The organism is Bradyrhizobium sp. Unk1 (assembly GCF_059512345.1).
On the sequence record NZ_JCAMOP010000001.1, the window covers coordinates 113,464 to 131,462 of the forward strand.

The window sequence follows — 17,999 nt, forward strand, 5'->3', positions numbered from 1 at the left end:
ATGTGTGGAATTACAGGAATACTTCAGACGCCGCATGCTGCTCGATCCGCCGACCTGGCGGCGATCGGGCCGATGACGGCTCGCCTGCGCCACCGCGGTCCTGATGCGGACGGGTTCTGGAGCGATCGTGACGCCGGCGTTGCGTTCGGACATCGCAGGCTGTCCATCATCGATCTCTCCGATGCGGGCCGGCAACCAATGCTTTCGAGCGACGGCCGCTTCGTCATTACGTTCAACGGCGAGATCTACAACTACAAGCCATTGCGGCAAGAGCTCGAGTGCGCAGGCAAGCGCTTCACCGGCAATAGCGATACGGAGGTCTTGCTGGCGCTGATCGAGAGATGGGGCCTGGAGAAGGCCCTCCAGCGCTGCAATGGGATGTTCGCAATCGGCTTGTGGGATCGCCGGAACCGCACGCTGCACCTGGCCCGCGATCGAATGGGGAAAAAGCCGCTCTACGTCGCGCGGACGTCGAATGCGGTGGTGTTCGCGTCGGAGTTGAAGGCCATCGCGGCATTCCCCGATTTTCACCAGGAGATCGATCCGGGCGCGGTTGCCGAGTTCCTAACCCGCGGATGGTTGCCGGAAGACCAGTGCATATGGCGCGGCGTCTTCAAGATTCCACCCGGGGGCGCCCTATCGATCCGTGCCGAGGAGCTCTCGGTCCGCCGGGATGCCGCAGCACTACAAGAGCGCGCGCGCTCCTGGTGGTCGTTGACCGATGCCGCGCAAACGGGCCGCGCAGCGCTGGCCACTGCGGATGACCAGCAGCTCGTCTCCCACGCTTGCGATCTGCTCAAGGCCGCGGTCGCCGACCGAATGGTTGCCGACGTTCCGGTCGGGCTGTTCCTGTCGGGCGGAATAGACAGTTCGACCGTCGTTGCCCTGATGCAGGCCCAATCGGCGCGCCCGGTACGGACCTTCACGATCGGATTCGGTGAGCGCGCCTTTGATGAAACGGCTAACGCTGCGGCCGTGGCGCAGCACCTCGGCACCAGCCATACCGAGCTACGTCTCACCTCCGCGGACGCCAGAGCGGTCATCCCCGAACTTCCAACCATCTGGGACGAGCCGTTCGCCGATGAATCGCAGATCCCGACACTGCTTCTGTCTCGACTTGCACGGCAGGACGTCACCGTTGCGCTTTCGGGCGATGGAGGTGACGAGTGCTTCGGGGGGTATTCCAGGCACGTACTTTCCGCCCGCTTAGCGCCTCTGCTGAACTCCAACCGATCGATCCGGACCATGGCCGCGAGCGGTGTGGCGCTGCTCGGGCGCGGCATGCGCGAAAGCGTCGCCGAAACACTTCGTCTTCCAGGTTGGTTGCAGAGGATGACACACGGCGACCGGATCAACCGCCTGGCAGACCTTATTGGCAGCAACGACGTCGGCGAGATGTACCGTCGGTCGACGCGGCTTTCCGAACTGCAGTTGACGCGAACCCAGGCAGGCTCGGAGCCTGACTCGATCCCGCCGCTCAACGATCTGCTGTCTGATTTTATCGTTCGGGATATGCTTGGATATCTCCCGAGCGATATTCTCGTGAAACTCGATCGCGCGAGCATGGCCACGAGCCTGGAGGCTCGTTGCCCGCTTCTGGATCATCGCGTTGTCGAGTTCAGCTGGGCGCTGCCGAACTCGGCGAAAGTGCGTCATGGTCAGGGAAAATGGCTCCTGCGCCAGGTCCTCGGCCGTTACCTGCCGCGCCACCTCTTCGAGCGACCGAAACAGGGCTTTGACGTGCCGATCGGCTCCTGGCTGAAGGGACCTCTTCGTTCGTGGGCGTCGGACCTCCTTTCGGAGTCGCGTCTTCGCAACCAGCATCTTCTGGACGTTTCCCGCGTGCAGGAGTGCTGGCTTCAACATCTTAGCGGTCGCCGCGATTTCTCACGACCGCTGTGGGCTGTCTTGATGCTGCAGTCCTGGCTCGACTCAGCAGTTACCTCCGGGCCGTCGCGAACAGCAGGCGTGATGGAACCGGCGCAATAAAGGAGCAGGCGATGGAAGCGTTCACAAATAAACGGATTCTGCCGGTGACTGTCCTGTCCCAGGGCCGGTCACAAGGCGACGAGCCACCTCCAGATGACGCCATCGCGGCATTCAAGCATGTCTTCGAGAGCATCAGGCGGTACAAGCTCTTCATTGCCAAAATGATCGGCGCGGGCGCGCTGCTCGCAGTGCTCGGTGGTATTTTCATGTCGCCCACCTATCTCGCGACGGCACAGCTTGTCGTGAGCGCTCGAGCTGGCGGAGCGGCCGACAATCCCGGTGCACCCGGCAATTCCACGCCGACTGGCGGTTCGGACGACCCGACGATCGACACGCACGTAACGGTCATGTCATCCGATGCGTATCTGCGGCGGCTCCTGCCGGCATTGAGGATGCTCGACAACCCGGCCAACGAGAACGGCACGGCTTCGCTGCTCCGCACTGCCTTGTCGAAGATAAAGGGATTCCTCTCGTTCCGGAGAGACCAACCGAGCGATGGCACGGCGGTGGCAGCATTGAAGGGGCGCCTGAAGGTCAGCCAGGAGCGCCGATCCAGAGTTATCAGCGTAATTGCCAGCGACGCCAATCCGCAACGGGCCGCAGACATCGCGAACCTGGTCGCCCGATCCTACGCTGACGAGCTAGTCCGGCAAAAGCGGGCTGTGGAGCTCCAGGCTCTGGACGCCATCGCAACACAATCAGCGAATGTTCAGCGCGAATTGTCGACGGCGAAAGCGGAATGGGACGCCAGTCACTCAGGTCAGATCTCGTCATCACCGGCAGCCGCACAGGCCGCCGCCGCGTTGGAGTGGAAAATAACCACGCTGGCGCAGCAATATGAAACACTGATACGAAAGCGGCAGGATCTCACCACGAAGGGCGTGGTCGCCGAGCCAGACGTGACCGTCATCGCGGACGCCTCACCACCCGACTTTCCGAGCTCGTTGAACCCGTTCCTCCTTGTTCCACCGATCACGATTATCTTCGCGCTCCTGGCATGTCTCGTCGCGATCATCCTGAAGCACTTCGATCGAAGTCTGCACACAGAGGCGGAAGCTGCAGAGGCATTGGACATCCCGTGCGTCGGGTTGATCCCCTCGATCCCGCCGGAGCTGAGCATCTCGCCGCAGCGCTTCGTAGAGCAATCGGCTGTCTCGCATAACAGGGCCGTTCGCTCGACCGTCGTATCCCTCATGGCCGCCGATCCGGTCTCGCCACAGACGCCGCATGTCATCCTGGTGACATCCAGCCTGCACGGTGAAGGCAAGAGCGCGATCGCCTGGAGTTTCGGCTTTTGTGCGGCGCAACTCGGACAGCGCGTTCTGTTCCTGGATTTCTCTCAATTGCCCCGGCGCGTCGGCGGTGAGGCTGCGGATCTGTTCAAGCTGTTGGCGCACGACGGAGCGGCCGCCAAGGCCGTCCAGCACATCCCGGAGCTCGGACTCGACTACATATCGTCAAGATTGTCCGAGGGCAGTCGCCTGGGGCCGTTGGCGGGTCCGAAAGTCGCCTCGCTGTTCGATCACTTCAGAAACACCTACGATCTCGTCGTCATCAACGCACCATCGCTGGATGACGCGCCGGAAGTGCGCCTCCTCGCCTCCTGGGCGGATCACGTTCTACTTGCCGTCCGCGCCGGAAGCACGAGCCGCGACGTCGTACGGAGCACTTTGAATCGGTTTGCCGGGACGTCGGATCTCGATGCTCGTGTCAAGCTCTGGTGTGTCCTGACGCACGGAGTACCGTCCGAGCTCGCGCCCTCGGATCTGGAGCCGTCATCGACATCGACTTTGATGCATTACTATCGCCGCTTCAAAACAACGGCGGTACGGTGGACAAGCATCGAACCTGTAATCAATGTTTCCGACCACGCTGAATCTGGCCTGAGACCACGGCAATGACCCCCAGGCGGCTTGGGTTAATCACCCGGGTCTTTCGATAGAGCAGCCAGCCGATCGACCAGACGGTGGCTGCGAAACCGGCATCCTTCGTTTGAAGTATGCGTGCCCAAACCTGATTAAATACGTTGGGACAGCAAAATGACGGGTACGGTGATGCGGCTTCAGATATCTGGCGATCCGTCGGGTGATCCATGTGACGCCCTTGACGCGCACCTGCCCTCGACCGTTGAGCAAGCTCCAGCGACGCCGAGCTGGCTGAGCCCCGTGGGAGTCCCTCTCGATCTGAACGGTCCGGTCGATCGATCATTCGATCCCCTGGAAGCCGGCTTTGCGTGCGTCCCCGCCATCGAACACCTGATTGCGGTGACGGCGAAGTTCGCCGACAGGGTCGCAATCAGCGACGGCAATCATAGCTTCACCTACGCGCAGCTGTTGTCCCGCGTCTTGACCTTGGCCCAGGCGATCAGCGTGTTGATCCCGGAGCAGGAAGCCGTCGGATGGCTACTGCGCAGCTCGGCCTGGCAGCCGATCGCTATGCTGGCCTGCATGGCGGCCGGACGAGTCCTCGTCCCACTCAATCCCCGCGATCCAGTTCAGCGGCTCACGGCTATCGCCGCAGCCGCCCGGATTTCCGTGCTGATCGGGCAAGACGGCGACAGCTCCGCCGGGTGGATCCAACACCACGGCCTGCGCTGGCTCGACGCCGCCGGCGCCAGCGACCCTTCCGCAGCAACTTCAACACTCCCCCAGGTTTCGGTCGATGCGCCTGCCGTAGTGCTCTATACCTCCGGCAGCACCGGAGCTCCGAAGGGGGTCGTCAACAGCCAACGCAACCTGCTCCAGCGCGTCCAGCAATATGTGGACGCCTGCCACATAAGTGCGACAGACGTCTTCATGCCTCTGAGCGGCCCCACCACGATCGCCGGTTGCCGGGAGATGCTGTCGGCTTTGTTGACGGGGGCGAAACTGCACATCGTCGACGTCGAGGCGCTCGGATTGCGTGGCGTTCTTCGCCAGATCGCCACGCAACAGGTGACGATCACATACGTTGTACCCGCCCTGGTGCGTGCACTGATCAACGCAAGCCGGCCAGGCGATCTCGACTCGCTTCGCATGATCCGCATCGGCGGGGAGAAGGTCCTGTGGACCGATATCGCGCTCGTTCGGCGAGCGATACCACCGGGTTGCTTCATCCAGGTCAGCTATCTGTCGACGGAAACCACCGGCACCCAGTGGTTTCTTCCCAAGCAATGGCGAGAGGACGGCGTCAGCGTTCCTGTTGGCTACCTGCTTCCCGGCATATCGTACGCCGTGGTTGACGAAAGCGGGAAGCCCGTCCCGCACGGTGAAGTCGGCGAACTGGTGATCAAGAGCAGGTACGTCATGCTCGGATACTGGGAAGACGGACGGCTTTCTCCGGCATCGCCCTCCCCGGATGACCCAAAGTCTCGCATCTATCAGACCGGCGACCTCGTCACCGTGGATACGCACGGACTGATGCGGATCGTTGGACGGAAGGGACGCCAGCTCAAGATCAATGGCCAGCGTGTCGAGCCGGCCGAGCTCGAGAGTGCGTTGCGCAAGCTCACCTATGTGAAGGACGCTGTCGCCGTCGTGACGGACGCGAACGAGTTGGTCCTGTTTGCATCGCCGGCCGATCCACAAAAAGCGCACTTCCGGACCGACGTTCGCAACAGCATCCGGCAGGCTGTTCCTGCGGCTTTGCATCCGACCAGGCTGCACGAGATACCGGAGATGCCGCGCCTTCCAGGAGGTAAGATCGATCACGCCAAGCTGAAGCTGCTCGATCTCGAAAGCAAAACGACCTCGCCCGCGCCCGTGCCGACGATGCAAGGAATGGCCGAGGCCAACAGGATCGTGCAGCAGGTGTGGAGCAGCATCCTCGGCGTGCCGGAAGCCGCCGGACGCTGGGATGAGGCCGGCGGTGATTCCCTAAAGCTCCTGCGCTGCGTCATGGATATCGAAGACCTCATCGGCCGCGAAGTCAGCATGGAAGCGTTCACGGTCGATATGAGCGCTGAAGACATGATCCGGGCTATCGCGACGGTGGAGCCACCGGTGCGGCAGCGTCTAAACGACCAGATTCTCCCAGGTCTTGTCATACTGCCCGGCTCCATGGGGTATGGCCCGAGCATGGCCGCATTTGGCGCTCAGCTCGGCAAGGTGGCGCGGGTGATTCCGATTCGCTATCCAGATCTGAGCTGGAGCCTCGCGGGACGCGATTCCGTGCAGGAGATGGCCGCGATGGCCGTCGAACAGATCAATGCAGTCCAACCACGCGGCGACGTCCGAATGATCGGCTATTCCCTGGGCGGCGGCGTCGCCTTCGAAGTCGCAAGCCGGTTGATCGAACAAGGTCGTGCCGTCAAATTCCTGGGCATCCTCGACACCAATGTCGGCCCTCGCAGAGCAAATCACCGGGAAGCCCTCTCTCGCACGCTACAGCGGATTCGATCCCATCGAGTGACGATCTACCGCATGTTCTGTCGCTCGGTGGCGAAGTTCGCCGCTCGCTTGGGCCAGGAGGCTCGATTCTGCAGGCTCATCGACACCATTACATGGCCTCGCCTGGCAAACACGCGCTTCATGCTCAAGCTCGAGCTCGAGGAGATTCTCCGGATGCGCGCGTTCGGACGCTGGGTCGAGGATGCCAAGCCTCGTCTAGCCATCAAGGGAACTGTCTTTGCCTGCCATCGGCCTGGCGTCACGCCGCGCCTCGGATGGGACTCCCTGTTTGAAGAACTGGACGTGATTCCGATCGCCGGCGGACATCTTGATCTGGTGGTCGAGCCCCACCTCTCGATCAATCGGCCCGTCATCGAGCGCGCGATCGGGGCGTCCTGCTCCTGATCCACACAACACAATGCTTTTTGAGGGGCCGGTCCTGCCCACCACAGGACAGCACAGAGAGATCACGCGGGTTCGGCTCAAACCTGGCTCGAACCCGCCGTCTCGCGCTTGGGCGTGCCGCGTACGATCATCAGGGCCGCAGGTAGCTCCAGCCTTGCTCCTGAAGCTCCATCAGGCGAACAACCCCGGATTTGGTGACCTTCGCTTGCGTGATGAGAGGCACTTCCTTGCCCTCATTCTTGGTCATGTTCTCTCGTGTATTTCCGCAGGCCGAGAACGTAAGCTCGGGCGTTGTTTCGGTCATCATCTTGATGCGCCCCTTCACAGGCGAGGTATCGTCTCGCAGCATGTGCAGTCCTGGCCCGTATGCGACGACTTCGACTTCGACTTTTTGACTGAGGTCGCCGTAGTGCTGAACGACGTTGCTGACGTTGTTGAGAGCGAGATTCATGACGGCCGGATCGTTGACGTCGACATGGATGACAACTCGATGCGGCGGCTGCTTCCGAGGTGTCGCAACACCCATTCTGGCATTTGCGTTCCTGGCGGTAGTGCTGGGATTCTTGGTGGAGAGGGTGGATTGCGCAGAACCGCGGGTTTCGATGCCGCTAATGAGAACCAGTCCGACAGCCGCCACGCCGGCAAAAATGGCAAATGATCTGCTCATGGCTGTGCTTCCTGCGTGTGTGACGAAGCGTGCACGTCGCAAGCTATTTAAGCGTAACCGTCGGGGCAAGCAGCTTTGGGCAAAGGTCCGTCCGATCTACTTAATTCCCATCGTCGGCGCACTACTCCGTTTTGGCTACCGCAACTGCGACATCGACATCGCGTCGATGAAAGCGCCGTCATGGACGATATGCCATGATCGCTGCCAGGCATCATGATCCCTACCAAGCAGTTGGGCGTCTCAATGGGGGTACACGGATTCGGCCTGTCGAAAGGAACAGCCGTCGCGCTGACCACAGCTGCGCGCCGACCCGGGCACCGGCAATTTGCATTCCGCGGACCAGGATCGTTCGACGTCGCTGACGGCTCACGCGCATGCGACAGAGCCGGCCGGCTCATGGTGGTTCTGATCACCTGCTTTCTGCCGGTTCTGACTGGAACTGCCGATGCCAAATCCCAGGACGACAGCGACCGTGGCGCCTCCTACATCACACCGGCGATGCTCGATCAGTGCGGATGCACGCGCGGACCAGAACAGATCGACGGGATCAAACAAAGGCTGAAGCTCGCCCAACGCGCGGACGAGGCGCGACCCGCCGCGACACAGCCCGCTGGAAGCAGGCCAGCCGCGCCCGGATCGCGCGGAGCGAGGACCGCGACCGAGCAGCCCCGCGCGGCTGCCGATGCCCCTGCGCGGGACATGACGTCCACGCCGCCCCCGGTGTCAACTCCGGCTCAAGCTGCTTCCGAGGCGGAGCGGTTCAACCAGAACCTGTTGCTGGATCAGGAGCGGCAACGAGCGAACAAGCTTGCGCGCGAATTGGCTGCGGCTCGAGTGGAGCTCGACGCGGCGCGGCAGACCCAGACGCACACTGTCCGCGCCATCGAGATTGGTATTCAGCAAACGCAGGCGCTCGAACAGGAGCGGGTAAAGACCGAAAATCTGTCACGTGAGCTCTCTTTCCTGAAGACGGAGCTCGACGTCGCACGGGTCGCGGCTTCAAAGGCCATGCAGGCGCCCGAACCCGAGCCGAAACAGGAGCGGCCGGTCGACCGACGGAATGGAGCCAAACGCTTTGCCCTCCAACTTGCCTCGCTTCGCTCGGAGCTTGAGGCTTCGCGCAACGCAGCATCCGAAGCCACGAAGTCCGCCGCGGCGGAGGCAGCACAAAGGCGGGCTCTCGAGCGCGAACTAAAGCAGGAGCAGGACAAGACAGAAGCCCTGATCAGCGAACTCGGCACCCTCCGGATCGCGGCCTCCGAGACCACGAGGGTCGGCGCTGCAGATGTCGATCAAAAGCTGGCGCTGACACGCGAGCTCGAGAAGCAGCGGGACAGAGCCGAGAGCGCGGACCGCCAACTGCAGTCCCTTCAGGCCGAACTCCGTGCAACGCAAACCGCGAGCTCTGAGTTGGCTGCGGCTCGAGCCGCAGACGCCGAGCAAAAACTGGCACTGAAACGAGAGGTCGAGAAGCAGCGGGACAGAGCCGAGAGCGCGGACCGCCAGCTGCAGTCCCGTCAGGCTGAACTCCGTGCAGCGCAAACCGCGAGCTCTGAGCTGACTGCGGCCCGAGCTGCAGACGCCGAGCAAAAACTGGCACTGAAACGAGAGGTCGAGAAGCAGCGGGACAGAGCTGAGAGCGCAGACCGCCAGCTGCAGTCCCTTCAGGCTGAACTCCGTGCGGCGCAAACGGCGAGCGCTGAGCTGACTGCGGCCCGAGCTGCAGACGCCGAGCAAAAACTAACGCTGAAACGAGAGGTCGAACAGCAGCGCGGCCGCGCGGACGCTCTCGCGCGCGAGGCGGCGTCGCTGAAGGATCAACGCGACCTGGCGCGGGCTGAAACGTCGGAGGCTGCACGAGCCGCCGAGGCCGCCACAAAGGCGGCAGCCAAGCGCGAAAAGGAGCAACCGGGCAACGGCGCCGCAATGCTCCAAACGTTCGCATCCGCCCGGGATCATCTGGCCGCATGGAATGCTTCCGCGGTTGTGGCGGCGCCCTCGCGTGAGCCCACCGGCCGCGCACCGAGCCAGAGCAGCCTCCAGCCTGCTGCTTCGCCTCCGCCCGCGCCGTCAGCCTCCGCCCCGACGCCACCGAGCGCGCAGATCACAAAGGGGACTGCCCTGCCCGGCGCCGACTCGAAGGCCATGGCTTCGGTGGAGCGACAGGCCGCCGCGAGCGGAGCACTGCGCCCGCTTGCGAACGAGGAGCGACTGCTCGCGCGTGCCAGCGCATTGTTGCGGCAGGCCGACATCAACGGTGCCCGCGGCTTGCTGGAATACGTGCTTGGACATGGCAGCGCGCAAGCAGCCTTTATGCTGGCCGAAACTTACGATCCTCACGTGCTGCAATCGTGGGACGCTCGCGGCGTCGCCGGCGATTCCGCGAAGGCGCGCGAGCTGTATGAACGAGCCCAGGCTGGCGGCATTCGAGATGCAGAAGGACGGATCAAGGGGCTCAAATAGCTGCTGGAGCGAGCCCCGGAAGCCAGACCAGAGAGTGGAGAGGCCCATGTCATTGAGTAAGCTCGCGTTCACGGTCGCATTGGCACTGGTCGGCCTGCAGCTTGCTGCCAACGCCCAATCTCGCGCGCCGCGAGACCCGCCGGCGCCGACCGCGCCGCGGAATGCTGATACGGCCGCAAAGGAACGTATCAATGCATGGACGGTGGGGCTCGCCGGAGGACTTATCGAGGGCGCACCGCTTCGGCTCGCCGCAGAGATCGCACGCGTCGCCAACGAGGAGGACAAGCTTCACGTCATTCCGATCGTGACGACAGGTGCGACCGAGAACGTCAATTCGTTGCTCTATCTCAGGGGCGTTGATGCCGCGATCATCAACATGGATGCCCTTGACGAGTACAAGGCGCAGGTTCCGTCGATCGAAAAGCGCATCGTCTATGTTCTCAACCTCTTCCCGGCCGAGCTGCACGTCTTCGTGCGTCCCGAGATCAAGTCGCTCGACGACCTCAAGGGAAAGAAGGTCAATTTCAATACCCAGGGTACGGCAGCCGCCTATTCCGGTCCGCTGATCTTCAGCCGGCTGGGACTGAACGTCGAAAAGATGTTCATTCCCCACCAGGTCGCATTGCAACAGATGAAGAGCGGCGAAATCGCAGCGGTCGTCTTCATCACATCAAAGCCGGTCGACGCCTTCTTGAAAGGACGTTGGGATGATGGCTTCAAGTTCCTGCCGATCGAATACGACCCCAGATTTGAAGACTATTATCTTCCGTCGTCCCTCGATTCAAAGGACTATCCAAACCTCGTGCCTGCCGGCAAGCGGATCGCGACCATTGCCGTCCCGACGATTCTTGCCGCCTACAACTGGCAGCCGCAGACCGATCGCTATCGGCGCATGGTGCGCTTTGTTGACCACCTGTTCGGACGGCTCGACCGGCTGCAATCCGCTGGCTTCGATACGAAATGGAAGGACGTGAATCTCCGCGCCGGCGTCCCCACTCTGGCCCGGTTTGGTCCGGCACAGGAATGGCTCGATCGCTCGCCCAGCGCGACAGTCGGATTATCGCGATGAAGCGAACCGGTACCCTTGCGGCCGTCTTGCTCGCGGGTATCGGTCATCTAAGCTGCGCGCAAGCCGGCGACACGCCAGATCGTTCGAGGGCATGCGCGAAATTTCAGGGAATGGAGCACATGACATGCGTCGACGAGCAGGTTGGGGAAGCACCTGAGCAATCCTTCCAAGCTCCGCCGCAAAGTCCGAACTGGATCTTGAGCGAAACGACATCACCGGTGGACCACAAGCCGCAGATCGCCGCCCGGATCACCGCACGAGCCGGCGCGAAGGATGGGCCCTCGTCGCTCGCCATTCATTGTCGCGCGAATCGGACCGAGCTGTTGCTCTCCGCGGCGGGTTCCTGGACCAACACTCCAGGCACCGACATGAGGGTCGTATTCCAGATCGATGATCAACCGCCTGTCGATCAACGATGGAGGGTTGCTGATGGCGGACGAAGTCTCGCCTTTCCGGGCGACGTCGTCCGCTTCATCAACTCCATGCCAGGGGCGGGCCGGCTTCAGACCAAAGTGTATGCTGGAACGGCTGCGCCCTACGAGGAAACATTTGAACTGACAGGTCTGGACGCCGTCCGCCGGCGATTTGCAAAGGTCTGCACCTGGCCGCCCAGCTGAAAAACGGCAAGCTGAACGGCTGACGGGGAAGACGTCACGCGTGAGGTGTGAATGCGATGAGCGAGACAATCAACGTAGCCGAGGCTTACGAGCGAGGACGTACCCAATTCATGGGAATCGAACTGCAGGTTGCTCCCGGCGCGCTGGTGCCGCGGCCGGAGACGGAGTTGCTTGGCAGGACCGCGGTTGAAACACTGCGCCGGACACACCTGCCCTCGCCGCGGATCGTCGACATGTGCTGCGGCGCCGGCAATCTGGCGTGCGCGATCGCGCTCAATATTCCCGACGCTCGCGTCTGGGCGAGCGACCTGACTGACGGATGTGTCGAGCTCGCGCGACGCAATGCCGCGAGCCAGGGCGCGGAGTCCCGCATCACCGTGCTCCAAGGTGATCTGTTCAAAGCTCTCGCAGGCCTGCAACTCGAGCACACCATCGATATGATCGTCTGCAATCCGCCCTATATCTCGGAATCCCGGCTCAACGGCGATCGCGCCTCTCTGCTCACAGACGAGCCGCGCGAGGCATTCGCCGCCGGGCCCTACGGACTGAGCATCCATATGCGCGTTACAAAAGACGCACCTCGCTACTTGCGGCCGGGAGGACTTTTGTTGTTCGAGGTGGGCCGCGGCCAGGATCGACAGGTGGCAACCCTGCTCGAACGCAACGACGCTTACGAAAATGTCCGCGTGGTCTTGGACGACGCGGGCGCCGGTCGCGTCGTCATGGCCTACGCGAAGGGATAGCCGGGTTCGAGCCCTTCCCCCACAATGATCGTTGGCATTGCAGCGTAGCACCCTGAACCCGGCGACCCTTGCACAGGCCGGTCAGCGAATCAGCTCTCCCGCATCCCGCGCCGGATCGCGTCCGTGATCGGCTGGGTCAGATAAGCAAGAATAGTGCGTTCTCCGGTTGCGATCAGGACGTCGGCCATCATGCCCGGCTTGAGCTTCTCCCGGACTTTGTCGGGGAATTGCGTCACCTGGACCGAGACTTTCACCTCGTAATAGGGCTGATGGGTGACATCGTCGCGCGTGGCGTCGGCCGAGATCGAAAGAACCTCGCCGACGGCGATCGGGGTGGAGCGCGCCTTGAACGAGGGAAGCCGCACCTCCGTCGGAAGGCCGAGCTGGACGTGGTTGATATCAAGCGCCGACACCCTCGCGGCCACCACGAGAACGTCGTTGTCCGGCACGATCTCCATCAGCACGTCGCCCGCCTTGATCACGGCACCGATCGTGTGAAGCTTGAGGTTCACGATCCGCCCCGATCGCGGTGCGCGTATTTCCATCCGCGCCAGAACATCGACCGCGACGCGCAGCTTCTCGCGCGCATCGGCAAGCTGGGCGCGCGTGTCGGCGAGCTTGCCGGTCGCTTCCTCCAGCACCTTCTGCCCGACCTGATCGATCTGGAGCCGCGACTCGTCGATGATGCGGCCATAGCGAGCGATATCCGCTTCATATGCGCCGATCTTGCCCTCGAGATCCGCTCTGGAGCGCTCCAGCGTGGCGACGCGTGCGAACGGTACGATGCCCTGATCAACGAGCGGCTTGAGCTTGGTGTATTCCTGACTGACACTGTCGAACTGCGCGCGCGCGCCCTTGTTCTGCGCGGTATTCCCCTGGATCTGCCGCTGCGCCTGCGCAATACGTTCCTCGAGGATCGAGATCTCGATCTTTCGCGCAGCGCGACGTTCATCGAAGCGCCGCTTCTGGTCACCCATCGCGCGTATCGCACTCGGATCGGACGTCTTCTGGAGCAGCTCGGTCGGAAACGTGATGCTGTCCTTTCCTTCGGCTTCCGCCTGCAGGCGCGCCTCCTCGGCAACTGCCGAGTAAACCGCCGAGCGGGCGATCTCTTCCTTGGCCCGCTCCTGGGTCGGATCGAGCCGCAACAGGACCTGGCCTTCCGCGACATGAGAATCGCCCGTGACCAACAGGTTCTGGACGATGCCACCCTCGAGATGCTGCACCACCTTACGGTCGCTCTCGACGACGACGGAGCCGGGGGCCACCACGGCACCGTCGATCGATGCGAGGGCGGTCCAGCCGCCAAATACGCCGAAGGTCAGGAAGACGACCAGGAAGCCTCGCCGTGCGGGGGTCTGCCAATCGCCCGACGGATCCTCATCGTTGCCCACTGACCCTCGGGGCCACAAGGTCGGCAGTTTCACCTTGGCAAGATCGACCAGCAGTTTCGCCCTGGCAAGATCGACCAACGACTTTGTCATGGTCTCCGCCTTCGCAAGGAGCTTGCTCGGAGGGCGCGGCTCCTGCGCCGCTTTATCGGTTTTGTTGAACTGCTTCAAAAGCTCCGCCAGTTCGTTGTGAAGAGCGTCCGTTCCCCGCTGCAACATCTTGTCCATTATTGCCTCGTCGCGTGCGCCTGACGCGCTTGATTTGAAAGCTGCGGCTGACGGTGAGCCCCATCGGTTCGATGGTTGCCGTCAGCATGGTGATGACGATCGGCGCGATGATGTTCAGCGGGCTCGCGCACGTCACGCCGCATCGGCGCGACCGTTTTGCCGAGCAGCGCAGGCAGCATTTCCTCGCGCGTGCCGATCTGCCCGAGCCGTCCGTCGTGCATGAACACGATCTTGTCGACCGCGGCGAGCAGGTTCGGGCGATGATTGATGATCACGATCGTCACCTTGCTCTGCCTCAGTCGCTGGATCGCATCGGCGAGCGCGCGATCGCCGTCGCCGTCGAGATTTGCGTTCGGCTCGTCGAGCACCACCAGCACCGGCTTGCCGAACAGCGCGCGGGCGAGCCCGATGCGCTGCCGCTGGCCGCCAGAAAGACCTGCGCCATTATCCCCGATCACGGTGTCATAGCCCTTGGGAAGACGCTGGATCATCATGTGCGCCGACGCCAGCTGCGCTGCCTCGACGACCGCCTCGTCGGAGGCGTCGTCGCGGAAACGTGCAATGTTGTCACGCACGGTACCGGCGAACAGTTCGACATCCTGCGGAAGGTAGCCGAGGTTCTGTCCAAGGAAATTGGGATCGAAATGCCTGACGTCGTTGCCGTCGATGCGGACGCAGCCGTGCACCAGCGGCCAAGCGCCGACCAGGGCCCGCGCCAACGACGATTTTCCGGAACCGGACTGGCCGACCACGGCGACGACTTCGCCAGGGGCCAGTCGGAACGAGACGTCGGCGATGGCCGGTAATTGCGATCCGGGGACGAGCACCGTCGCGGCCTCGACGGAGATTTCGCCGACCAGGGCCGGCAGCCGTGTCGGCTGTCGCTCAGTGGCGCGGTTCGCAAGCGCGCGATCCAGCCGGGCATATGATGTGCGCGCGGCAACCAGCGCCTTCCATTGCGACACCGCAGCCTCGACGGGCGCGAGCGCGCGTCCCATGATCAGCGAAGCCGCGAACAGAACGCCCCCGGAGATCTCTTGCTGGATCGCGAGATAAGCGCCCACTCCCATGATGGCCACCTGAATCGCCATGCGCAGGAATTTGGAGATGGCGAGCAAGGTCCCGCCCCGCTCTCCGGCCGTCGCGCTTTCCAGCAGCGCCTGACCATGAGTTACCGCCCAGGCGGCGCGGACCGCGGGTCCCATTCCAAGCGCGCGGATCGCTTCTGCGTTGCGCAGCGAGGACGTCAACCGGTCCAGTGCGTGAAGGTTCTTCGACGCGGCCGCATTCAACGGCGCCTTCGTAACCCGCTCGTTGAGGAAGGCGAGCGTCAGGATGATGATCGCGCCGATCAGGGCGACCAGGCCGATCAGCGGATGAAGCAGGAAACACATCGCGAGGAAGATCGGCGTCCACGGCACGTCCATCAGCGACGTGATGACGCCCCCCGACAGCACCTCACGCAAGGTGTCGACATCGCGCAGCAGCTGAACATGATGCGAGCTGCTCGTGCTCAGCGCCTGTCCGAGCGCGGTCTCGAACGTCTCGCCCGAGACGAACCGGTCGAAGCGCAATCCAGTCTGCACGAGAACCCGGCTGCGAAAATGCTCGAGCGTCGCGTAGCTGATGAAGAGCACGAGCGCGATGAGCGAGAGCAGTAGCAGCGTCATCCCGTTTCGGCTCGTGAGCACCCGATCGTAGATCTGCATGGTGTAGATCGGCGATACGAACACCAGCAGATTGATGAAGATGGATAGTCCACCGGCCGCGAGCAGACCGGGACGTATCCGACGGAAGACATCCGCGAGCGCAGACTGTTTTGCCGAAGCGTGCTTTGCCGAAGCGTGCATGTGCATATCCGGGCCGCCCTTGGCCGGGCGGCGGTAAACGGTTGAAAAATTGCATGCGATCGAGCGTCGAGACGCCCGCATTTCAACATTCCGCCGTGCGCGGAATGGCACCCCGCCTCTCGACCGCCCCGGTGGTCGCGAGGAACTCCCCAGAGTGGACATGCGCGCAGCGCACCGCGCGCATGTCCTTGTTGATGTAGACGACCTACGAGCTTACGAGTGCCACCCGTGGTGATCGTTGTGGTGAGACATCAGATCAGCCAGATGCGCTACGAACGAGCCCGTGTCCGTCGTATCCGTCTGCCCCGAACCGGCATCCGCAGTCGTGGTCGACGTCGCAGTGTGACCCCGCCACCAGGAATGATCTCCGGATGCGGACGACGTGCTGGTATTATTGAGCCACTGCGAGAAATCGAGCCCGCCACCGTTGTGGTTGTGCCCGCCACCGCCGTTGCCCACCTGCCAGGACGAACCTCCCGACCCGCCGCCGTGGTGATGACCACCCCAGCCGCCGGTATCCGTACCGCCGGTCGACGGATCGGTCGTTCCGTCCGAGCCCGACACGGGAGGAGTGCTTCCGGTGCCACCGCCAGCATCGGCAACCGGCGGCGGCGTGGTGCCGCCCGTCCCGGTGCTACCGCCAGCGTCGCCAACCGGCGGCGTGTTGCCGTCCGTGCCGGTGCTACCGCCAGCGTCCACCGGCGGCGGCGTGGTGCCGCCCGTCCCGGTGCTACCGCCAGCGTCCACCGGCGGCGGCGTGTCGGTCACCGGATCGGTAACGGGCGGAGCTGTCGCGCCCCCCGTGCCATGGCTCGTATTGTGCGCAAGGAACACCTGCTGCAGTGCCGGCAAATTCTCGAGCGCAGTGTCGCCATTCTGCGATCCCCACGCGTAAGCATAGTCAAAGGCCGGATTGGGAACGAGGTCCGCCCAATGATCGATCATTGCCTGCGCTTGCGCGGCAGTCGGCACAGCGACCTGGCTGCCGGTTTCGGTGGACCAGCCGCCGCCCCCGAACGCCTGATAAACCGGAACGATGGAGTCGAGCGGGATCCCGGCTTGCTCCGCGGCAGAGACGTACTTGTCGATCGTGCTGAGGTCGACGTTCGGACGGTCCGTCCACACCGGGTACCAATCGAGACCGAAGTAGTCGATGTGGGTGTTCGCCTGGTTGTAGCTGTTCATGTAGTTCGGATCGTCTGATGATCCCGTGTTCATCAGGACGGTGAACGTCTTGGCCCCGGGATCGTGCTGATGAATCCAGTCGGATTCAGCTTTCAGAGCCGCGGGGTCGGCCTGCGGTCCCCACTGACCGGTCAGATCGGGCTCATCCACAAGGTAGAAGCCGAACACTTTCGGATTGTTGAGGAACGGCGTCACCTGGTCGATAAACTCTTGGGTCACGCCTTGGTACTGATCGAGCCAGACCAGACCCTGCACGCCGCTGGGCAGTGCATTCGCCTGGTCGACATACTGGATATCTGCGAGATTAAAGCCAGCTTCAGCTGGTGCGAAGTTACCTTGGGAGTCCAGACCCCCGCCCGCAGCGTAGTGTAATGTTGCCAATGATATTCCCCTGTCAGTGTTGAAAGCCCCCAGTGACCTGTAGGTCTGAGCGCCCGACAACCGATCGTGCGTCCCACCGAGGTGAACGTATGTTTACGTTTGAGGCAGGAATCTCCGTTCCATTGGGCGTAACCAAGGGATTATTGTGCTGAAAGTTTGCACAACAACTGGCCAGCGCTGACCGCCATATCTGAGCGAAAACTTGTTTTGAAAGACGATTCAAAGATATGCGGTCAATCGAGGCCGAGAAGATCAATGTTGAATCTGGCACAACGCCGACGAAATTCTTCAGTGCCGGTCGCAAGCAGCAAACCGGATTGATGTTCGTGGATTACCCCCGATGACGGATGTTCTCATCGAAGCGTTTCCGTTGTTCAGTAAAGGGCGTGGCGCAGGTAGAGAGAAAATCCAAGCGGATCAGCGCTCCTGCAAGCCGGTATTTTGGCACCGAAGCCGAACCCGTTTGCGGGGGCAATTGCGAATCGCGGAAGTATTAGGCGCTGGGTTGCCTTGCCGCTCTTTAGCACCGTGGCTGGAGAGCTCTTTTTGATAGCGCGCGCGAATCGAATTCGTCCCACCCGTTCGCTGTGCCGCGCGCTAGCGATTTTTCGAGTAGAATCAGCTCATTTGCTGCCGAGGACGTC

Annotated in this window: 11 protein-coding genes; 7 read left to right on the forward strand and 4 right to left on the reverse strand. The window is 62.5% G+C overall.

The features are described from left to right. The 3 genes from asnB to AC5ZFO_RS00500 all read left to right on the forward strand — a co-directional run bounded on the left by asnB (position 1) and on the right by AC5ZFO_RS00500 (position 6,761). Positions 1-1,989, forward strand: a complete 1,989-nt coding sequence (asnB, locus tag AC5ZFO_RS00490; protein WP_496121023.1) for an asparagine synthase (glutamine-hydrolyzing) — start codon at positions 1-3, stop codon at positions 1,987-1,989. Between the two features lie 11 nt (positions 1,990-2,000). After that, positions 2,001-3,890, forward strand: a complete 1,890-nt coding sequence (locus AC5ZFO_RS00495; protein WP_282518501.1) for a GumC domain-containing protein — start codon at positions 2,001-2,003, stop codon at positions 3,888-3,890. 138 nt (positions 3,891-4,028) lie between these two features. Further along, entirely contained in the window at positions 4,029-6,761 is a 2,733-nt protein-coding gene (locus AC5ZFO_RS00500) for a non-ribosomal peptide synthetase (protein WP_282518502.1), read from the forward strand. Positions 6,762-6,891: 130 nt separating this feature from the next. On the opposite strand, the gene AC5ZFO_RS00505 is transcribed toward AC5ZFO_RS00500, so the two are convergent. After that, positions 6,892-7,428, reverse strand: coding sequence for a DsrE family protein (locus tag AC5ZFO_RS00505; protein WP_496121025.1), 537 nt, complete (start codon positions 7,426-7,428; stop codon positions 6,892-6,894). 396 nt (positions 7,429-7,824) lie between these two features. Between AC5ZFO_RS00505 and AC5ZFO_RS00510 the strand changes: the two genes are divergently transcribed. The 4 genes from AC5ZFO_RS00510 to AC5ZFO_RS00525 are packed head-to-tail and all read left to right on the forward strand — an operon-like array spanning position 7,825 to position 12,320. After that, a complete protein-coding gene (locus AC5ZFO_RS00510; RefSeq protein WP_496121027.1) occupies positions 7,825-9,891 on the forward strand; it encodes a coiled-coil domain-containing protein in 2,067 nt (688 codons plus the stop codon). A gap of 46 nt (positions 9,892-9,937) precedes the next feature. Then, on the forward strand, positions 9,938-10,960 hold the full coding sequence (locus tag AC5ZFO_RS00515; RefSeq protein WP_282518505.1) for a TAXI family TRAP transporter solute-binding subunit: 1,023 nt from the start codon (positions 9,938-9,940) through the stop codon (positions 10,958-10,960). Then, on the forward strand, positions 10,957-11,577 hold the full coding sequence (locus AC5ZFO_RS00520; protein ID WP_282518506.1) for a hypothetical protein: 621 nt from the start codon (positions 10,957-10,959) through the stop codon (positions 11,575-11,577). Before AC5ZFO_RS00515 ends, AC5ZFO_RS00520 begins: the two co-directional genes overlap by 4 nt. Positions 11,578-11,633: 56 nt before the next feature. Then, positions 11,634-12,320, forward strand: a complete 687-nt coding sequence (locus tag AC5ZFO_RS00525) for a N5-glutamine methyltransferase family protein (RefSeq protein WP_496121030.1) — start codon at positions 11,634-11,636, stop codon at positions 12,318-12,320. Between the two features lie 89 nt (positions 12,321-12,409). On the opposite strand, the gene AC5ZFO_RS00530 is transcribed toward AC5ZFO_RS00525, so the two are convergent. The 3 genes from AC5ZFO_RS00530 to AC5ZFO_RS00540 all read right to left on the reverse strand — a co-directional run bounded on the left by AC5ZFO_RS00530 (position 12,410) and on the right by AC5ZFO_RS00540 (position 17,355). After that, a complete protein-coding gene (locus AC5ZFO_RS00530; RefSeq protein ID WP_282518508.1) occupies positions 12,410-13,804 on the reverse strand; it encodes an HlyD family type I secretion periplasmic adaptor subunit in 1,395 nt (464 codons plus the stop codon). A 134-nt stretch (positions 13,805-13,938) separates the two neighbouring features. Continuing rightward, positions 13,939-15,789, reverse strand: coding sequence for a type I secretion system permease/ATPase (locus AC5ZFO_RS00535; protein ID WP_404979682.1), 1,851 nt, complete (start codon positions 15,787-15,789; stop codon positions 13,939-13,941). Positions 15,790-16,002: 213 nt separating this feature from the next. Next, positions 16,003-17,355 carry a calcium-binding protein gene (locus AC5ZFO_RS00540; protein ID WP_282518510.1) on the reverse strand — a complete coding sequence of 451 codons (1,353 nt, stop codon included), beginning with the start codon at positions 17,353-17,355 and terminating at the stop codon, positions 16,003-16,005. Between the last annotated feature and the right edge of the window lie 644 nt (positions 17,356-17,999).

What these genes read in the sequence shown, in the direction of transcription:
- asnB (WP_496121023.1), top strand. Translation starts at nt 1, where the DNA reads ATGTGTGGAATTACAGGAATACTTCAGACGCCGCATGCTGCTCGATCC.
- AC5ZFO_RS00495 (WP_282518501.1), top strand. Translation starts at nt 2,001, where the DNA reads ATGGAAGCGTTCACAAATAAACGGATTCTGCCGGTGACTGTCCTGTCC.
- AC5ZFO_RS00500 (WP_282518502.1), top strand. Translation starts at nt 4,029, where the DNA reads ATGACGGGTACGGTGATGCGGCTTCAGATATCTGGCGATCCGTCGGGT.
- AC5ZFO_RS00505 (WP_496121025.1), bottom strand. Translation starts at nt 7,428, where the DNA reads ATGAGCAGATCATTTGCCATTTTTGCCGGCGTGGCGGCTGTCGGACTG.
- AC5ZFO_RS00510 (WP_496121027.1), top strand. Translation starts at nt 7,825, where the DNA reads ATGGTGGTTCTGATCACCTGCTTTCTGCCGGTTCTGACTGGAACTGCC.
- AC5ZFO_RS00515 (WP_282518505.1), top strand. Translation starts at nt 9,938, where the DNA reads ATGTCATTGAGTAAGCTCGCGTTCACGGTCGCATTGGCACTGGTCGGC.
- AC5ZFO_RS00520 (WP_282518506.1), top strand. Translation starts at nt 10,957, where the DNA reads ATGAAGCGAACCGGTACCCTTGCGGCCGTCTTGCTCGCGGGTATCGGT.
- AC5ZFO_RS00525 (WP_496121030.1), top strand. Translation starts at nt 11,634, where the DNA reads ATGAGCGAGACAATCAACGTAGCCGAGGCTTACGAGCGAGGACGTACC.
- AC5ZFO_RS00530 (WP_282518508.1), bottom strand. Translation starts at nt 13,804, where the DNA reads ATGACAAAGTCGTTGGTCGATCTTGCCAGGGCGAAACTGCTGGTCGAT.
- AC5ZFO_RS00535 (WP_404979682.1), bottom strand. Translation starts at nt 15,789, where the DNA reads ATGCACGCTTCGGCAAAGCACGCTTCGGCAAAACAGTCTGCGCTCGCG.